The 13,143-nt window shown below is 59.0% G+C and carries 19 protein-coding genes and 2 tRNA genes; 13 read left to right on the plus strand and 8 right to left on the minus strand.

The window, feature by feature from the left end; all coding sequences use genetic code 11:
• Positions 1-224 precede the first annotated feature (224 nt).
• Both ACW9UQ_RS12625 and ACW9UQ_RS12630 read right to left on the minus strand, forming a co-directional pair.
• Positions 225-299, minus strand: a tRNA-Thr gene (locus tag ACW9UQ_RS12625).
• Between the two features lie 74 nt (positions 300-373).
• Positions 374-1,522 carry a hypothetical protein gene (locus tag ACW9UQ_RS12630; RefSeq protein WP_458931378.1) on the minus strand — a complete coding sequence of 383 codons (1,149 nt, stop codon included), beginning with the start codon at positions 1,520-1,522 and terminating at the stop codon, positions 374-376.
• Positions 1,523-1,612: 90 nt separating this feature from the next.
• On the opposite strand from ACW9UQ_RS12630, the gene ACW9UQ_RS12635 reads away from it, so the two are divergent.
• From ACW9UQ_RS12635 to ACW9UQ_RS12665, 7 genes are all read left to right on the plus strand, one after another.
• The gene (locus ACW9UQ_RS12635) at positions 1,613-1,777 is read left to right on the plus strand and encodes a hypothetical protein (RefSeq protein WP_458931379.1); all 165 of its coding nucleotides are present in this window, start codon (positions 1,613-1,615) and stop codon (positions 1,775-1,777) included.
• Positions 1,758-3,023, plus strand: coding sequence for a UDP-N-acetylglucosamine 1-carboxyvinyltransferase (murA, locus tag ACW9UQ_RS12640; RefSeq protein WP_458931380.1), 1,266 nt, complete (start codon positions 1,758-1,760; stop codon positions 3,021-3,023). The genes ACW9UQ_RS12635 and murA overlap by 20 nt, the downstream gene beginning before the upstream one ends.
• An 88-nt stretch (positions 3,024-3,111) precedes the next feature.
• The gene (locus ACW9UQ_RS12645) at positions 3,112-3,591 is read left to right on the plus strand and encodes a DUF2948 family protein (protein ID WP_458931381.1); all 480 of its coding nucleotides are present in this window, start codon (positions 3,112-3,114) and stop codon (positions 3,589-3,591) included.
• On the plus strand, positions 3,591-4,082 hold the full coding sequence (locus ACW9UQ_RS12650) for a GNAT family N-acetyltransferase (protein ID WP_458931382.1): 492 nt from the start codon (positions 3,591-3,593) through the stop codon (positions 4,080-4,082). The genes ACW9UQ_RS12645 and ACW9UQ_RS12650 overlap by 1 nt, the downstream gene beginning before the upstream one ends.
• A gap of 51 nt (positions 4,083-4,133) precedes the next feature.
• Positions 4,134-5,444, plus strand: a complete 1,311-nt coding sequence (gene hisD, locus ACW9UQ_RS12655; protein ID WP_458931383.1) for a histidinol dehydrogenase — start codon at positions 4,134-4,136, stop codon at positions 5,442-5,444.
• Complete coding sequence (locus ACW9UQ_RS12660) at positions 5,441-5,917, plus strand: UPF0262 family protein (protein WP_458931384.1); 477 nt, start codon at positions 5,441-5,443, stop codon at positions 5,915-5,917. Before hisD ends, ACW9UQ_RS12660 begins: the two co-directional genes overlap by 4 nt.
• A gap of 4 nt (positions 5,918-5,921) precedes the next feature.
• Positions 5,922-6,362, plus strand: a complete 441-nt coding sequence (locus ACW9UQ_RS12665) for an arsenate-mycothiol transferase ArsC (protein WP_458931385.1) — start codon at positions 5,922-5,924, stop codon at positions 6,360-6,362.
• Positions 6,363-6,422: 60 nt separating this feature from the next.
• Here ACW9UQ_RS12665 and ACW9UQ_RS12670 read toward each other — a convergent pair whose 3' ends face one another.
• Positions 6,423-6,980, minus strand: coding sequence for a hypothetical protein (locus ACW9UQ_RS12670; RefSeq protein WP_458931386.1), 558 nt, complete (start codon positions 6,978-6,980; stop codon positions 6,423-6,425).
• A gap of 152 nt (positions 6,981-7,132) precedes the next feature.
• Between ACW9UQ_RS12670 and ACW9UQ_RS12675 the strand changes: the two genes are divergently transcribed.
• The 6 genes from ACW9UQ_RS12675 to ACW9UQ_RS12700 all read left to right on the plus strand — a co-directional run bounded on the left by ACW9UQ_RS12675 (position 7,133) and on the right by ACW9UQ_RS12700 (position 10,708).
• Positions 7,133-8,395, plus strand: coding sequence for a DUF3754 domain-containing protein (locus ACW9UQ_RS12675; protein WP_458931387.1), 1,263 nt, complete (start codon positions 7,133-7,135; stop codon positions 8,393-8,395).
• 135 nt (positions 8,396-8,530) lie between these two features.
• Complete coding sequence (gene infA / locus ACW9UQ_RS12680) at positions 8,531-8,749, plus strand: translation initiation factor IF-1 (protein WP_458931388.1); 219 nt, start codon at positions 8,531-8,533, stop codon at positions 8,747-8,749.
• Positions 8,750-9,328, plus strand: a complete 579-nt coding sequence (locus ACW9UQ_RS12685; RefSeq protein WP_458931389.1) for a Maf family protein — start codon at positions 8,750-8,752, stop codon at positions 9,326-9,328.
• Entirely contained in the window at positions 9,325-10,377 is a 1,053-nt protein-coding gene (locus ACW9UQ_RS12690; protein ID WP_458931390.1) for a ribonuclease E/G, read from the plus strand. The genes ACW9UQ_RS12685 and ACW9UQ_RS12690 overlap by 4 nt, the downstream gene beginning before the upstream one ends.
• A complete protein-coding gene (locus ACW9UQ_RS12695; RefSeq protein WP_458931391.1) occupies positions 10,374-10,556 on the plus strand; it encodes a DNA gyrase inhibitor YacG in 183 nt (60 codons plus the stop codon). Before ACW9UQ_RS12690 ends, ACW9UQ_RS12695 begins: the two co-directional genes overlap by 4 nt.
• Before the next feature lie 77 nt (positions 10,557-10,633).
• Positions 10,634-10,708: transfer RNA gene (locus ACW9UQ_RS12700), tRNA-Phe, on the plus strand.
• A 51-nt stretch (positions 10,709-10,759) separates the two neighbouring features.
• Here the strand turns inward: ACW9UQ_RS12700 and ACW9UQ_RS12705 are convergent.
• From ACW9UQ_RS12705 to ACW9UQ_RS12725, 5 genes are read right to left on the minus strand one after another with little or no spacing between them, the layout of a single operon-like run.
• Positions 10,760-11,851, minus strand: a complete 1,092-nt coding sequence (locus tag ACW9UQ_RS12705) for a tyrosine-type recombinase/integrase (RefSeq protein ID WP_458931392.1) — start codon at positions 11,849-11,851, stop codon at positions 10,760-10,762.
• Positions 11,851-12,087 carry a hypothetical protein gene (locus ACW9UQ_RS12710; RefSeq protein WP_458931393.1) on the minus strand — a complete coding sequence of 79 codons (237 nt, stop codon included), beginning with the start codon at positions 12,085-12,087 and terminating at the stop codon, positions 11,851-11,853. Before ACW9UQ_RS12710 ends, ACW9UQ_RS12705 begins: the two co-directional genes overlap by 1 nt.
• Complete coding sequence (locus ACW9UQ_RS12715; RefSeq protein ID WP_458931394.1) at positions 12,080-12,592, minus strand: hypothetical protein; 513 nt, start codon at positions 12,590-12,592, stop codon at positions 12,080-12,082. Before ACW9UQ_RS12715 ends, ACW9UQ_RS12710 begins: the two co-directional genes overlap by 8 nt.
• Positions 12,593-12,636: 44 nt before the next feature.
• A complete protein-coding gene (locus ACW9UQ_RS12720) occupies positions 12,637-12,855 on the minus strand; it encodes a hypothetical protein (protein WP_458931395.1) in 219 nt (72 codons plus the stop codon).
• Complete coding sequence (locus tag ACW9UQ_RS12725) at positions 12,852-13,061, minus strand: hypothetical protein (RefSeq protein ID WP_458931396.1); 210 nt, start codon at positions 13,059-13,061, stop codon at positions 12,852-12,854. The genes ACW9UQ_RS12720 and ACW9UQ_RS12725 overlap by 4 nt, the downstream gene beginning before the upstream one ends.
• Between the last annotated feature and the right edge of the window lie 82 nt (positions 13,062-13,143).

Here is a 13,143-nt window from a genome sequence, read left to right on the forward strand (position 1 = left end):
GCTTGAGCAATTTGAGGGCTCCGCGCCCGGCGCGCTTGCCCAAAACGAAACCAACGAATATGAAAACCAGACCCGCAGACTCTCGTTATGAATGAGGGAGCCTCGGGGGGCAGGTCACCACTTCTGTGGAATGGGCTTCGCGCACCAAGCCGCAAAGCTATCTTTGTGGTTAATTTGGTGCGAGGTACGACTCAGAAACGCATTTATTTAGGGCAAGCGTTTTATGGTGCTGCTGGAGAGAATTGAACTCTCGACCTCTCCCTTACCAAGGGAGTGCTCTACCTCTGAGCTACAGCAGCGCCGGTGAGTTCCGCGCTTTTAGCGGATTTGGGATGGAGCGCAACCCAAAATTCCGGGCGGTGATGTGGAAATCTCAACCGCTGCGTTGTGTGTCGATCTGCTTAAACTGCGAGCTTAGCGTATCATCGCGCTGCGGATGTAAGCATGTTTGTGGAACCTGAAAGCGGAACGGATCGGTTTCTGTGATCAGGGGCGCAGCATATTGGCAGATGAGCTGCGCCGGTCGGGCGCTGCGCTCGGTGAAACGACTATGCAGGCTGGCTTGGTTTTGAGTGATCGCCCTTGTGGCGTTGGGGCGGACGGCCAGAATGTCTCGTGCATCGTGGTGGGCGGCGCTGTGGGTCAGATCGCGCGCGCTGCGGACCGTCTGGGCGTCCTCAGCCAGCAGTGTCTGCCCCTTTATCCGAAGGGCGCCGGTCGTGGGTTTCTGTTCTGCCAGAATGTCAGAGAACCGACTGCCCTTGGGAAGCACGGGAAAGCCGAAACTTGGCAAAAATAGCATCCAATCCGCCTGGCCGAACCACATATGCGCATGTGCGACATGCCCATCCTGCGCATAGCACAGACGTGGAAACCGGGCCGGGCCGGCCAACATGCGCCAGCCTACCAGCAGAACCGATTGGTCGACGTTCCGGTCCCGTAAACGATCCCGGATAGCACCGTGGTTCTGAGAGCCGTCGTCATAGATGACCGCACCGTCGATCCCGTGGACCAGAAGATAGTCCAACCAGTCGATCAGCCTGTCCGGATCGCTGTTGCGCTGCATCGTCACGGCAACGATGCGCCCGATCTTGTTGCGGTGGCCGGACAGCTCTATGTTCCCAAGCGGGAGATCACCGGAATAGGCGCTGATGTGCTTTTTGCCGCGCGGGTTCATCTTCAGCGGCGTCTTACTGACATAGCGCTGCACATTGGGGCCGTGGGGCTCTGCTTGCATCTCCAGATTCTGGGCGATGGTGGCGCCGTCCTGTTCGACGGTAAGGCGGATATGCTGCACCGCGTCAGTCAGGTTCTCCAGGGGCGGCCCGAGCGCGCTAAACAGACCGGTGTCCTGATCCCAGCGCAGATCCCAAAACAGCGTGCGGTCATCGAAGCGCGCGGCCTCTTCCTTACCCGGCCATGGAGGACCCTCGCCTGCCGGGGCGGAGGCGACCATCATGCGCCTGAGGGGGCTATCCTCGGGGAAGCGGATCGAGAAGGGGCGGTATTGCCAAAACGCCATGCAAAGCCTGCCTGTTTTATCCGCTGATAGAGGCGGGGCGGCTGTTTGACAAGCGCTGGACCGAATCCGCAGCGTGGATTAGGAAAGCTTATGACGCAAAAAAACGACCAGGCCCAAAAGAAGGCCGCTCAGAAAGCAGATAAACAGGCCCGTCTGGCCGAGGCATTGCGTGCGAACCTGAAACGCCGCAAGGCGCAGGACAGGGCGCGGGCGGAAAAATCACAAGAGGCAGAGCATGGACAGTATTCTGATTGAGGGCGGGACGCCGCTAAATGGGGAAATTGCAATCTCGGGGGCCAAGAATGCGTGCCTGACGCTGATGCCGGCGGCTTTGCTGACGGATGAGCCGCTGACCCTGACCAATGCGCCGCGTCTGTCGGACATTCGGACCATGACCGAATTGCTGGGCTCGCTGGGGTGCGAGGTTGCCAGCCTGCAGGATGGCAAGGTGCTGGCCATCGGTGCCGAGCAGATTTCGAACCACGTCGCGGAATACGATATCGTGCGCAAGATGCGCGCCTCGATCCTGGTTTTGGGGCCTCTTTTGGCGCGTGAGGGGAAGGCTGTGGTCTCGCTGCCTGGGGGGTGTGCGATCGGGGCCCGGCCAGTGGATTTACACCTGAAAGGCCTTGAAGCGCTGGGCGCAAAGCTGGATCTGCGCGATGGCTACGTGCATGCAGATAGCAATGGCGGCTTGCGGGGCGGTGTGGTGGAGTTTTCGGTTGCCTCTGTTGGCGCAACGGAAAATGTGCTGATGGCGGCAACCCTGGCCAAAGGTACGACGGAAATTCGCAACGCGGCCCGCGAGCCCGAGATCGTGGATCTCGCCGATTGTCTGCGCGCAATGGGGGCAAAGGTATCCGGCGATGGCAGCCCGACCATCACCGTTGAAGGTGTTGACCGTTTGCACGGTGCGACCCATGCAGTGGTCGTGGACCGGATCGAGTTGGGCACTTACATGCTGGCCCCGGCCATCGCAGGGGGCGAGGTGGAACTGATCGGTGGCCGTCGCAACCTGATCGAAAGCTTCATCGAAAAGCTTGAGGCCGCGGGGGCGCATGTCCATGACACAGAACGCGGTCTGAAAGTCACCCGAAATGGCAATGGCATTCGCCCGGTGAATGTAGCCACTGCGCCGTTCCCGGGCTTTCCGACGGACCTGCAGGCCCAGATGATGGCGCTGCTGACCCTGGCCGAGGGGACGTCGGAACTGGAAGAAACCATCTTTGAAAATCGCTTCATGCACGCGCCCGAGTTGATGCGAATGGGGGCGAATATTGACGTGCATGGCGGCACCGCAAAGGTGCATGGCGTGACCGAATTGAAAGGTGCACCGGTTATGGCAACCGATCTGCGGGCCTCTGTTTCGTTGATTCTGGCAGGTCTTGCTGCCAAAGGGGAAACGCGGGTCAGCCGGGTCTATCACCTTGACCGTGGCTATGAGCGGCTGGAGGAAAAGCTGGCGGCCGTCGGTGCCCGGGTGCAAAGGGTTGCCGGATAATGCCTGCTTCTTTTCCTGACGGTGCTGTTCTGCAGAAAACGGTCCTTTGCGGCTATGCCCCCAGCAGATTTGACCCAAAGGCGACAGCATGACCGATGCAAGGTTTGAGGATGCGGCGCAGGGACCTTTGCGGCTGCAGGCGCTCAGTGCTGAGGATTTGCCGGTGATGTCCGCGTTGATCCAGGATGCGGTTCTGCATGTTTCGGATATTTCCTGGATGCGCCGGCATCGCCGGACTGCCTTGATCCTTAATCGGTTTCGCTGGGAGGATGCGGGGTCTGCCCAAAAATCTGGGCGGGCTTTTGAGCGGGTGCGCAGTGTTTTGATGATTGAAAACGTGTTGCGGATGACCGCAGATGGTGTCGATCCACAAGACAAGGAGACCATCCTTTCGGTTCTGGCGCTAAGCTTCGAGCCGGGCACTGATGCCGCCGGGCGACTGGTTCTGACACTGGCCGGGGATGGTGCGCTCGCGTTCGATGTTGAATGCCTCGATGCGTCTCTGACCGATGTCACACGGCCCTATATCGCGCCGACCGGTCATCAACCCAGCCATCCCGAAGACTGATGCATATCCGCAAACTTGGTCCTGAAGATGCACATATCTGGCGTCAGATAAGGCTTGAGGGGCTGAAAACTTATCCAAGTGCCTTCCTGACACAATACGAAGATGCAGCGCAAAGGCCGATTTCTGACTTGGCGGATCAGCTTAGCAGCAGCCGCACATTCGTTGCTTTTGATGATGAGGCACTGATCGGGTCAATGGTTTGCATCCCGGACAACGGGCCCGCTGTCGCTCATCGGGCAAAATTGGTCGCCGTCTATGTGCGTGAAACCTGGCAGGGGCATGGTGTGGCCGAGGCGTTGTTGCAGGCGGTGCTGGATGATCTGCCGGATACCGTCCTGCAAGTTGAACTGGAGGTTGCGGCGACAAACCCAAGGGCACGGGCGTTTTATGAACGGCAGGGCTTTCGGGTGGTCGGGACCATGCCCCGTGCGGTGCTAAGGGACGGGGTCGCGACAGACGACCACATCATGGTGCGCTTGCTTGACGCTTGAGCATCACTGCTGCGCAGGCTAGCAAGGGAAAACCTTCGCCGGAGATCCCCGATGCCCCTTTTTCTTGACGCTGCACATACCGGTTTCCGTGCCGATTTTGACGCCTTTCTGAACGCCAAGCGCGAGACGGAGGCAGATGTGGATGCCGTGGTCGCGGAGATCATTGCCGATGTCCAAAGCCGCGGCGATGCCGCCGTGCTGGATCTTACGGCGCGATTTGACCGGCTTGACCTTACGTCCGGGTCACTGGCTTTCACCGCAGAAAAGATTGATGCAGCCATTGCTGATGTCCCTGAGGCAGAGCACGCGGCGCTTGGCCTTGCCGCTGAACGCATCCGTGCCTATCACGAAAAGCAGCTGCCCGAGGATGCGCGGTGGACCGATGCGACCGGGGCAGAGCTGGGCTGGCGCTGGACGGCGGTTGGCGCAGCGGGGCTGTATGTGCCCGGCGGGCTGGCCTCTTATCCGTCCTCCGTTCTGATGAATGCGATACCGGCACAGGTTGCGGGGGTAGAACGCCTGTGCATTTGCGCGCCGACGCCGGATGGCACGGTCAATCCGCTGGTGCTGCTGGCGGCGCGGCTGTCTGGGGTCGAAACGGTTTATCGGATCGGCGGCGCACAGGCGATTGCGGCCATGGCCTATGGGACAGAAACCATTGCGCCTGTCGACAAGATCACCGGTCCGGGCAATGCTTTTGTGGCGGCAGCCAAGCGGCGGGTCTTTGGTCAGGTGGGCATCGATATGATCGCCGGACCGTCAGAGATTTTGATTATTGCGGATCGCGACAATGACCCGGATTGGCTGGCGCTGGACCTGCTGTCGCAAGCCGAACATGACGAAAGCGCACAATCCATCCTGATCACGGATGACGCTGCCTTTGGCCAGGCCGTCGCGCAGGCGGTTGAGGCGCGATTGCAGACCCTTGTGCGGCGTGAGATTGCCGCCGCAAGCTGGCGCGACTTTGGTGCTGTGATCACGGTGCGCGATATGGATGAGGCTGCAGCGCTGTCCGACCGCATCGCGCCTGAGCATCTGGAGCTATGTGTGGCCGATCCTGACGCGCTGTCGGAAAAAATCCGCAATGCGGGTGCGATTTTCCTTGGCGCCTGGACGCCTGAAGCAATCGGTGACTATGTCGGCGGGCCGAACCATGTGCTGCCGACGGCGCGGTCTGCCCGGTTTTCCTCGGGCCTGTCCGTGCTGGATTTCATGAAGCGCACCACATTGGCCAAGATGACGCCGGATGCGCTGGCAGCTATTGGCCCTGCGGCGGAAACGCTGGCGATCTCCGAAAGCCTAGAGGCGCATGGGTTGTCTGTGCGTGCGCGGCTTGACCGTGTTAACCGAGCGCCATCATGAGCGACAATCGCCTGACAGATATCGCGCTGGACGATACCGGCCTGCCTGCGCCGACACCGCAAATCGAACAGGAACGGCGGGTGGCGATCTTTGATCTGTTGGAGGCGAACAGCTTTACCTTGCCCCATGCGGATGCGCCAGACGGTCCCTACCACCTGAACCTGTCCATTCAGGAGCGGCGGCTGGTTTTTGACATCGCGACAGAGGGCGGCGCGCGGGCCGGGGCGTTTCATCTGGCGCTCAGCCCGTTTCGGCAGGTGATCAAGGATTACTTCCAGATCTGCGAAAGCTATTACGATGCGGTGAAACGCCTGCCACCCAGCCAGATCGAGGCGATAGATATGGGCCGCCGCGGCATCCATAACGAAGGCGCGCGGGTGCTGACAGAACGTCTTGAGGGCAAGGTCACGATTGACAATGACACCGCGCGCCGCCTGTTCACCCTGATCTGCGTTCTGCACTTCAAAGGATAAGGCAGTGAGCAGCGCCCCCAGTTCGGTGCTTTTCTGCTGCGACTACAATTCCGTGCGGTCGCCCATGGCCGAAGGGATCATGAAAAAGTTGTTCGGCACACGCATTTTCGTGCAATCCGCCGGTGTGCGGCATGAACGCGAGATTGACGGATTTTCCATCGCCGTTTGCGAGGAAATCGGGGTGAAGCTGGATCAGCACCGCACTCGGTCCTTCGAAGAGATGGAGGAATGGGGAGATCAGATCGGGGCTTATGATCTGATTGTTGCTCTGTCACCGGCCAGTCTGCGACGGGCGCAGGAATACACACGGACAAACGCGATCGAGGTTGAATACTGGCCGCTGTTGGATCCGACAGGCATCGGTGAGACGCGGGATGAAAAACTGGTGGCTTATCGCCAGACACGCGACCAGTTGGTGGAGCGATTGAAGGCGCGGTTTGGCTAAGACATGAGTAGACGTCGTTAGTTTTGTGCCTTCAGCGGACCACCAAGCACGGCCCTTGTGTTAGCGCAGCGAGGTGGCAAGCGCCGGATACTCCCAACGGTCGTCGCCTCGCCGGCCAAGCGTGGTCACCAATCCAAGGCCGATGCCCACACCAACGCCGTGCTCGAAGCCATGTCCGATCCCTAAACCGACTGTCCCATAGCTATTGTTGCGCTGTCGTCGGGACTCATTGTACGGGCGGATGGTCTTGGTGCCGGACAGAGGTCCTAGTTTGCAACTGGCGAAGAGGGTGGGTGAATGCGGGCCATAGTCGGGAACAACGATAATGGCCGGGGTTCGTACGGTTGCGTTGAATGCGGTTCCGTCGATCTGGCAGACCGCACCGGCCACTTCGGTCTGACCGGGGCCACCCCCGGACATGTAGCTGCGCACCTCAACAGTGGTCTGGCCCCGGAACTTAGGCACCGGGTTTCCGGCGCGTCGTGACCCGGCATACACGTCCACGCCTGCGGCCGATGCGGGTTTGTTCGGTGTGACCGGTACGGGCGGGGTGGTGATGTCGATCTGCGCGCAGGCCGTAAGGCCAAGGGCCGCGAGTGTCAGAAATATCTTTTGCATCAATTCCCCTCCAGTCCGGGTGCAGGCTGGGCCTGCCAGACCCTGATTTTACCAAAAAATCGGATGGGCAGCAAACTCGACGGTTGACGCAACCTTGGTCCTAGGGATTCTGGGGGCAGAGGGTGGGTTTGTACCAAAACGGGTGTTTCATCATGTCTGTCGAGCCAGAGATAACCCAATCCGGCGCGGAGCAGTGCGTTCCTGACCGCGATCGCTTTATCCCCATGTCCAAGGCCGAACTGGTTCATGCGTTGCAGGAGCGCCCGGATGTCACCGAGGAACAGCAAGGCGCCATAGGTCGTCTGGCGCGCTGGCTATCGCTGCTGTTTCACCTGAGTTTTTTCGATCAGCGCGAGGCGTTGAAAGATGCATTTAGCGTCTATGATCCCGACCAGCCGGGCGATGACCCGGTTGAGATGTCCGCAAGCGATCGGGCGGAATTTTTTGACAAACTGGAACCGGCCCTGATCGCCGCCAATTTCCGCCGTCTGACGGATGAGGAACTGGATCAGGAAAAGGCCAGCCGCAAGGGCCGGGTGGGGGCGCTGATCGCGATCCCGCATCAGGATTATGCTGAGGTCCGTTTTTATGGCCGCGGACGACGCGAAAGCCGCTTTACCATTCGCCGGTTTTTCCAGGAAAAGGAAATGGAGGAACATGTCTATGACTACGTTGTGTTCTGCGCCTCCACGGCAAATCCACTGCCCAAAAATGATCGCAAATCGCGACTCAGGCCCGGTGCGCTTTATCTGAAACTGTTCCGCGATATTCCGCAAAGCGATTTGTCGACGCTGTATCCCAACGCCAAAGTGGTGATGAAGCTTCAGGATAAGTTGATGCTGGGCGTGCCGGCCTTGCTCGGCGGCATTCCGATCCTTTTGAACATCCTGCCGGCGCTGACCGTTCTGTTCATCGTCCTTGGCGCCTATCTGGGCATCTCAGGCACGGTGGAAGAGGATTCGATGAAGAAAGCCTTGGCCGCCCTGTCTGGTTTGGCCGCGCTGGTCGGTTTTTTGCTGCGCCAATGGACCAAATACGAACGCCAGAGCCTACGCTATCAAAAGCAGGTCTTGGACAACGCCTATTTCAACAATATAAATAACAACAGAGGCTTCTTCGACTTTCTGATCGGTGCATCTGAAGATGCCGAGGTGAAGGAAGCCTTGCTGGCCTATCAGTTCCTGTCCGAGGCCGGGACACCCTTAACGGAAGAAGAGCTCGACCTGCGGGTCGAGGCCTGGCTGATGGACCAAACCGGCCATGATGTCGACTTTGAGGTCGATGACGCTTTGCGCAAGCTGCACGATCTGGGGCTTGTCGACGAAACCGAAGGCAAGCTGTCGGCGATCCCGCAAGATGCAGCAGAGGCCCGTTGTAGCGATGCCTGGAAAGACCTTGCTGAAACCATGTCATAGGGCGGTTCCATCGCAACTGAACCGCCGCACACCGCCAATAGGGCTTGAAAGTTTCTCGGTTTACACCCATGTTCCGCGCGCGCAGGTCAGGGTTCGCCCATCCTGCGCGCAAATGAAACGAAGATCGGAGAGACCATGGCTAAGGAAGAGCTTCTTGAATTCCCAGGTGTCGTGACCGAGCTTCTGCCCAACGCGACATTCCGGGTGGAGCTCGAAAACGGCCATGAAATCATCGCCCATACGGCAGGTAAGCTGCGCAAGAACCGTATTCGGGTTCTGACGGGCGATAAGGTACAGGTCGAAATGACGCCCTATGACCTGACCAAGGGCCGCATCAACTATCGCTTCCGCTAAGTGCGCCTGATCCTGGCCTCTGCCTCGCCCCGCAGGCGAGAGCTTCTGGCCACAATAGGTGTGGTGCCGGACGATATCCGTCCGGCAGATATTGACGAGACCCCCGCCAAAGCCGAATTGCCGCGCCCTTATGCGGTGCGACTGGCCGCCGAAAAATCAGCGGCTATTGCCGCGCCCGGTGATCTGGTTCTGGCCGCTGATACGGTGGTCGCGGCTGGTCGGCGCATTCTGGGCAAGCCTGTGGAACGGGACGAGGCGCGGTCGTTTCTGGAATTGCTGTCGGGCCGTCGGCACAAGGTGATCACCGCCGTTGCCCTGCGTCATGGCGATAAGCTGTGGCAGCGGGCGGTGGAAACCGCGGTTAAATTGAAACCCCTGTCGCCGCAAGAAATCCGCGAGTATCTCGACAGCGGTGAATGGGATGGCAAGGCGGGCGGCTATGCCATTCAGGGGATTGCTGCCGCCTTTGTGCCCTGGATCAACGGGTCCTATTCCAATGTTGTCGGATTGCCCCTGACTGAAACATCGCAATTGCTGCGCGGCGCAGGCTATCCGATCAGTTTTGCAGGCCCGGCATGAAGGGCCGTGTTGTTGCCATCGACACTCTGGATGACGGTCGCAACATTGCTGCACTGATCGTTGATGGCCGCCTGCATGATTTGCTGGTGGACCCGCCCGAAAGCTTTGGTCCGGTCCGCCCCGGAGCCATTTTCCGTGCCCGTCTTGATCGCCCTATGAAAGGGCAGGGCGGGGCCATTCTTGATTTGGGAAACGGGCACAAGGGTTTCCTGCGGGCTGCCAAGGGAATATCCCCAGGAACCCAGCTTACCGTGCAGGTGTCAACCGTTGCCGAGCCGCCCAAGGCGACCCCGGCCACGCCCGACCTGCTGCATAAAAGCCGCTACGCCATCATCACGCCGGGCAAGCCGGGCCACAACATCTCGCGCGCGATCCGCGATGAGGATGAGCGCGACCGCCTGGCCGAAATCGCGCATGAGGTTATGCAGGGTGCAGACACCGCGTTCGGCCTGATCCTCCGCTCTGCCGCCGAAGGGGTCGAGGCGGAGACAATCGCGGGCGATATTTCCGCCATGCTGGAGATTGCTCAGACCGTGGCCAGGGAAAGCTCGCCCCCCGGGCTGCTGATCGAAGCGCCTGATGCGGGCCGTCTGGCCTGGCGCGAATGGGCGGTTCCAGACCCTGACGAGGTGCGTATCGCCAAAGGTGCGTTCGACGATTTCGGCCTGTGGGAGCAGATCGACGATCTGTTCCAGCCGCATGTGCTGCTGCCAGGCGGCGGAAGCCTCTATCTGGAACCCACCCGCGCTTTGATTGCCGTCGACGTCAATACCGGACGTGACACATCCGCTGGGGCCGGCCTCAAGACCAATATCGCAGCACTGCGCGAAACCCTGCGCCAGCTGCGCCTGCGCGGGCTTGGCGGGCAAGTCGTGATCGACCCGGCACCGGTGACAAAACGCGACCGCCAGGTGGTCGAGCAGACCTTGCGCGCCGCGATCCGCGCCGATAGCATTGAGACATCCCTTGCGGGCTGGACCCCGCTTGGACATATGGAACTGCAACGTAAACGCGAAAAATACGTTCTGGCCGAGGTATTGCGGCGATGAGCTGCCCGATCTGCGACAAAGATAGCGACCCGAAATACAAACCCTTCTGCTCACGCCGCTGCGCCGATGTGGATCTGGGTCGTTGGATGAGCGAAACCTACGCAATACCGACCGAGGAAGAGGCCCCAACACAGGCCCAGACCGAGGACAGCAAAGCTGTCGATACGACGCGTCACTAGACACCCAGAAACCCTCTGGACACTGCCCGCAACATCGCCTAAACCCTCGCGAACCCCGAGGTCAAAACCTCACCCGTGCCCGGGTAGCTCAGGGGTAGAGCAGTGGATTGAAAATCCTCGTGTCGGTGGTTCGATTCCGCCCCCGGGCACCATTCAAACTCTTGGTAATACTGCGCTTTTTCCATCTTCATGTGGAAAGCCTCCTAAGGTTTGACAGTTTTCTTGAAAGGTTTGACAACTTTTGATCGGCGTTCGTTCTCCTCTTCCCAGACCGCCATGGTCTGTTTGTTCTTGCGGGCCAGTGATGCGTCCTTGGAATAGTGCAGACCCATCACCTTAGATTTCTGCGCCAGAAGGTCAGAAATGTTGCGTTCGTCTTGTCCAGCCTCGCGCAGCCATGTCGCCATGGTGTGACGCAAACCCTTTGGGGTCAGGCCCGAACCAATAGCCTCAGCCTTTTCCAGTTTGCGCTTGAGGCGGTGCCACCCACTCGAAAACCCGTCATAAGTCCATGGGGTGCCTTTAGAGCTGGCAAGGATCGTCACGGCGTCGTGGCCGGGTGCGCGTTCCAATTCAGCCGCCAAGATGGAATTGACCGGGACCGCCGCGCCCTCTTGCGTCTTGTCGCGGGCTTTCCAGATCACCCCATCGTCCATCTGGTCACGTAAAAGGCCCAGAGCATCAGACGGGTCCAACCCGGTGCAGTAGATCATTGCCAGAGCGGCCCTGAGGTGCGGGGATGCGGCCCCCAGGACGGTTTGCACTTCCTCATAGGACCATGCCCGATTGACCGTGCGCGCGTCCTTGGGGCGGGGCTTCTTAATCACCGCCTCTGCGAAGTTCTCCTTGATCAGGCCCTTGGGGATGCAAAACTTGAAAACTTGGATCAGAAAATTGCGGACCCGGTTTGCCTTGTCCCAGCTATACTTTTTCGCCAGCTTGTCGTGGATCGCGGCCAGCAGGGGCGTGTCGATAGAGGACACGGGCGTGTCTTTGATAGGCTCAAGGATACCAGCGCACATTCGATATTCGCGCTTCATTGCCTTAGACAGGCCGTCAAAGTGTTCTTCGCTGAAATAGGTCACGAACAAGCCGCCTAGCGTTCCGGGCTTGGGTGCCTTGGCTTTCATAGCCTCAGCCAATGCCGTGATCTTTGCGCACTCTGCGAAAAACTCAGCGGATCCCAGCGGGGCCGTGTCCAAGTCAATCTTGTGGCCCGTGGCACGATGGTAGCAGCGAGTTTTCCCGTGCCGATCATCGAATATCTTGAAACCTTTGACCCGAATACGCGACATTACAGTTTATCCAGAATGGCGTCTTGCGTTGCCAATTCCGTCCCTGTTTTGATCCCATCAATCCACACGTCCAGATCGCGCTTGTCGTAGAGTTTAGCGCCGGGGCGCAGTTCAACCGGCTGGACGGGGCAGGTGTTTTTAAAATGCTTTCGAGGGATGCCTGTATAATCCGCAGCCTCAGTCGCCGAAAACATACGCTTGTCCACCACACTGATATTGAGGCTAGCGTTACCCATCGTCATTTCCTTCAAGCTGCTCTTTGAGCCAGTCGCCCAACCCGGCATATTGGGTAGAGAAAGCCGCGCCATCGAAGAGAAACGAAACTGCGCAGCCATCGTTGGCGATTTTCGTTAGGTCGTCCGTCCGGTCCCAATCAAACATTTCGTCAATCGGGCTTGCTATCGAAACGGGGTGCCGCCGCCAGAAGTAGGTGAACCGTTCGGGCTTGGGATTGACCGGAGCGCCCCAAAAATAGAACGCAACGGGCGCGCATTCCTTTGCGGCACGAAAGGCTAGGAACCCTTCGATGCCGGAACGGGTGGCGAGGTTCGCAATCGCCAGTTCAACCATATCGACAGCCGAGTATTTCCAGCGTCCGTTTCCGCCCACGGTGCCGATGTGCTTGCTAAAGTCGCGCGACCGCCAGTCCCGCAGGGTGCTGGGATAAATCGCGCATTTTTCCTGCACGTCTGAGGGGCTGAAAAGGGCCTTGTAGAAGTCCATAATATACACCGTCGGCATGTTGTCAGTTCCTTTTAAGTGACAACATGCCGACGGTCAAGCCCCTAAGCCCGGTAAGCCTCGTGCATCGGATCATCGTCAGTAGTCAGGCGCTCAAGCATATTTGCCATACCTACCAACGCATCCCGGCGTTGCTTGCCAATCGCCTCATCTGGCTGCATCTGGCAAACGTCCCAGCAAATCAGTTGCAAGGCCGAAACCATGTTGGTTATGTCGTTTAGGCGGTCCTCAAGGCTTTCGGCGTGTGCTTTATGGTCGATCATGCCCCCACCTCCGGCGCGTTCACGCTATCTAGATCGCGGTTCATCTTTGCTGCACGATCATGCGCCATTTCCACAAGCGTGATGGCGTCACCGCCGTTTTCATGGAAGGCCATCGCCATCACTGAATTGAGCAGGCTTTCAATCACCAGCGCGTCGTCTTGAAACTGCGCACGGGTGCGGGGTGTTTTTTTGGATTTCTTGGTCATGTTGGTTCTCACAGTTTTGGCTTTCGAAGGCCGATGCCAGTGGCGGACTGGTGCCGGGGTGTTCGAAACCTCCTGTGAGAGA

This window comes from Halovulum sp. GXIMD14793, from assembly GCF_054457435.1.

Bases quoted from the DNA above. Each gene is read 5' to 3' on its own strand.
- hisD (WP_458931383.1), top strand. From the start codon at position 4,134: ATGCCCCTTTTTCTTGACGCTGCACATACCGGTTTCCGTGCCGATTTT.
- ACW9UQ_RS12690 (WP_458931390.1), top strand. From the start codon at position 9,325: ATGAAGGGCCGTGTTGTTGCCATCGACACTCTGGATGACGGTCGCAAC.
- ACW9UQ_RS12710 (WP_458931393.1), bottom strand. From the start codon at position 12,087: ATGGGTAACGCTAGCCTCAATATCAGTGTGGTGGACAAGCGTATGTTT.
- ACW9UQ_RS12635 (WP_458931379.1), top strand. From the start codon at position 1,613: ATGACGCAAAAAAACGACCAGGCCCAAAAGAAGGCCGCTCAGAAAGCA.
- ACW9UQ_RS12715 (WP_458931394.1), bottom strand. From the start codon at position 12,592: ATGCCGACGGTGTATATTATGGACTTCTACAAGGCCCTTTTCAGCCCC.
- ACW9UQ_RS12670 (WP_458931386.1), bottom strand. From the start codon at position 6,980: ATGCAAAAGATATTTCTGACACTCGCGGCCCTTGGCCTTACGGCCTGC.
- ACW9UQ_RS12720 (WP_458931395.1), bottom strand. From the start codon at position 12,855: ATGATCGACCATAAAGCACACGCCGAAAGCCTTGAGGACCGCCTAAAC.
- ACW9UQ_RS12705 (WP_458931392.1), bottom strand. From the start codon at position 11,851: ATGTCGCGTATTCGGGTCAAAGGTTTCAAGATATTCGATGATCGGCAC.
- ACW9UQ_RS12630 (WP_458931378.1), bottom strand. From the start codon at position 1,522: ATGGCGTTTTGGCAATACCGCCCCTTCTCGATCCGCTTCCCCGAGGAT.
- ACW9UQ_RS12650 (WP_458931382.1), top strand. From the start codon at position 3,591: ATGCATATCCGCAAACTTGGTCCTGAAGATGCACATATCTGGCGTCAG.
- ACW9UQ_RS12725 (WP_458931396.1), bottom strand. From the start codon at position 13,061: ATGACCAAGAAATCCAAAAAAACACCCCGCACCCGTGCGCAGTTTCAA.
- murA (WP_458931380.1), top strand. From the start codon at position 1,758: ATGGACAGTATTCTGATTGAGGGCGGGACGCCGCTAAATGGGGAAATT.
- infA (WP_458931388.1), top strand. From the start codon at position 8,531: ATGGCTAAGGAAGAGCTTCTTGAATTCCCAGGTGTCGTGACCGAGCTT.
- ACW9UQ_RS12660 (WP_458931384.1), top strand. From the start codon at position 5,441: ATGAGCGACAATCGCCTGACAGATATCGCGCTGGACGATACCGGCCTG.
- ACW9UQ_RS12675 (WP_458931387.1), top strand. From the start codon at position 7,133: ATGTCTGTCGAGCCAGAGATAACCCAATCCGGCGCGGAGCAGTGCGTT.
- ACW9UQ_RS12645 (WP_458931381.1), top strand. From the start codon at position 3,112: ATGACCGATGCAAGGTTTGAGGATGCGGCGCAGGGACCTTTGCGGCTG.
- ACW9UQ_RS12695 (WP_458931391.1), top strand. From the start codon at position 10,374: ATGAGCTGCCCGATCTGCGACAAAGATAGCGACCCGAAATACAAACCC.